Here is a 2,147-nt window from a genome sequence, read left to right on the forward strand (position 1 = left end):
TACCACCGAAAAAGGTCGCTATAGCGACCTTTGAGCTGCCTTGTCACCCCTTGAGCCCTTGCCCATGCCAAAAGTGAAGAACAATCACGCTACTTATCGATCACATCCCATGATTTAAGAAATCCCTTAACAACGATTCAAGTATCAGCAGAGATGCTCAAAGACTATGGCGATAAATTATCTGAAGAAAAAAAACAGAAGCATTTAGATTGGATTAAGTCTTCAGTCAAGAACATGAATAGCTTGCTCGAAGATATCCTGACCCTGCATCAAGTGGAGGCAGGGAAAATAACCTTTGAACCCCAACTGGTCAATGTGGTGGAATTGACTGAATCCATTGTCCAGAATTTTGAGGCGATCGCCACCGAGAAGCATCAAATCATCGTGCGAGCGTCACCACCGGAAATTATTGCCTCCTGCGATATTAAATTGCTCTACCATATTTTAGGGAACTTACTCTCCAACGCCATTAAATACTCACCAGATGGGGGACCCATTATCCTCGACATCTCGCTGACAGCCACGGATGTTCTCTTTGTTATTGAAGACCAAGGGATTGGATTTCCACCAGACTATCAACCCAAACTCTTTACCCAATTTGAACGAGCTTCTAATGTTGGCTCGATTAAAGGAACCGGTTTAGGACTCTCCATTGTTAAATATGCTGTAGAGTGCCATGGGGGAACCATTAGTCTCTCCTCTAAAGAAGGAATCGGGACAAAGGCAATAATTTCTCTCCCCTGTCTTCCCCCAGTGCTTGTACACTAGATCGAGCTATCTGATTATTGTTCTGCATCCATGAAACTGGTCTGTACGCAAAGTGACCTTAGCACTAACCTCTCCCTCGTGAGTCGAGCTATTCCGTCGCGTCCCTCTCAACCCATTCTCAGTAATGTTCGGTTTATTGCCGATCGGCAAAATCAAGAAGTGAGCCTCACGGCTTTCGACCTCAGTCTGGGAATTCAAGCTCGTTTTCCGGCCACAGTAGAAGAAGATGGAGATCTAGCCCTTCCTGCTAAACTCCTCAATGACATGATCTCTCGACTCCCTTCAGGCGATCTAACCCTAGAGACTGAATCTGATGATGGCGAAACCCTTGACCCGAATGTAACCATTACCTGCTCCTGCGGACGCTATCAACTCCGAGGACTTGACCCCGAAAACTATCCAGCCTTACCCATCATTGACACTGGCGAAACCCTTACCCTTCCCTCCGCAGCTATTCTAGAAGGATTGCGTGGCTGTTTGTTTGCAACCAGCTTAGACGAAACCAAACAAGTCTTAACCGGAGTTCATTTAACCGTTAAAGAAGATAGCGTAGAATTTGCCGCCACAGATGGTCATCGTCTAGCCGTTGTCACCACTAGTACAGACAAAGATGAAGAAGAAAAGGTGACTCCCATTCAGTCCAATATTCCCTTTGAAGTCACCGTTCCCGGTCGCGCTCTGCGGGAAATTGAACGCATGATTGGTTCATACAAAGAAGACATCAGCGTAGATTTAACCGTAGATGAGGGCCAAGTCGTATTTCAACTTCCCTCTTGTCGTCTCAACTGTCGCACCCTAGACGGCCAATATCCAGCCTATGAACAACTCATTCCCCAAGTCTTTGAACGGCAAATCGATCTCGATCGCCGCCAACTGTTAAGCTCAGTCGAACGGATCGCCATTCTCGCCGATCAGAAAAATAATGTGATCCTGTTTAGCCTCAAAGGTGAGACTCAAGAAGTCATTCTGTCTGTCGAAGCAACAGATGTAGGTTCAGCAACTGAGTCCATTTCCGCAACCATTTCCGGAGAAGATTTGCAAATTGCCTTTAATGTGAAATACTTGGTCGATGCGCTCAAGGCTATTCCTTCCCAAGAGTTGAAAATTCAGGTCAATACAGCCGATAAACCGGTAATTTTGTCTCCCCTTGGTACGATCCAAATGACTTGTTTATTAATGCCGGTTCAAATTCGCAGTTAAGAGGGGATGCCTGGCAACTTTTCTATGGTAGGAGCTGACAGGCTTTTCTGGTATAGACCACTTTACTCTTTTAAACTGAGTTCGGGATAAGGGGAGAAGGAACAATGATGATGGGTTGGGCTTGAGTGCGAGATCTCTTTGGGGGACTAGTCCCCCAAACCCCCTACTGGGGAACGAGA

At 46.2% G+C, this 2,147-nt stretch carries 2 protein-coding genes and 1 pseudogene; all 3 read left to right on the forward strand.

All coding sequences use genetic code 11. The features are described 5' to 3' along the window. Positions 1 to 93 precede the first annotated feature (93 nt). A pseudogene (locus tag AC3A14_RS24605) lies at positions 94 to 273 on the forward strand (histidine kinase dimerization/phospho-acceptor domain-containing protein); the annotation flags it as partial. Next, positions 274 to 768, forward strand: a complete 495-nt coding sequence (locus AC3A14_RS24610; protein ID WP_487779243.1) for a sensor histidine kinase — start codon at positions 274 to 276, stop codon at positions 766 to 768. It begins immediately after the preceding pseudogene. 30 nt (positions 769 to 798) lie between these two features. After that, on the forward strand, positions 799 to 1,968 hold the full coding sequence (gene dnaN / locus AC3A14_RS24615; protein WP_487779242.1) for a DNA polymerase III subunit beta: 1,170 nt from the start codon (positions 799 to 801) through the stop codon (positions 1,966 to 1,968). The last annotated feature ends 179 nt before the right edge of the window (positions 1,969 to 2,147 follow it).

The sequence above is a fragment of the Roseofilum sp. genome (assembly GCF_982964205.1).

What these genes read in the sequence shown, in the direction of transcription:
- dnaN (WP_487779242.1), top strand. Translation starts at nt 799, where the DNA reads ATGAAACTGGTCTGTACGCAAAGTGACCTTAGCACTAACCTCTCCCTC.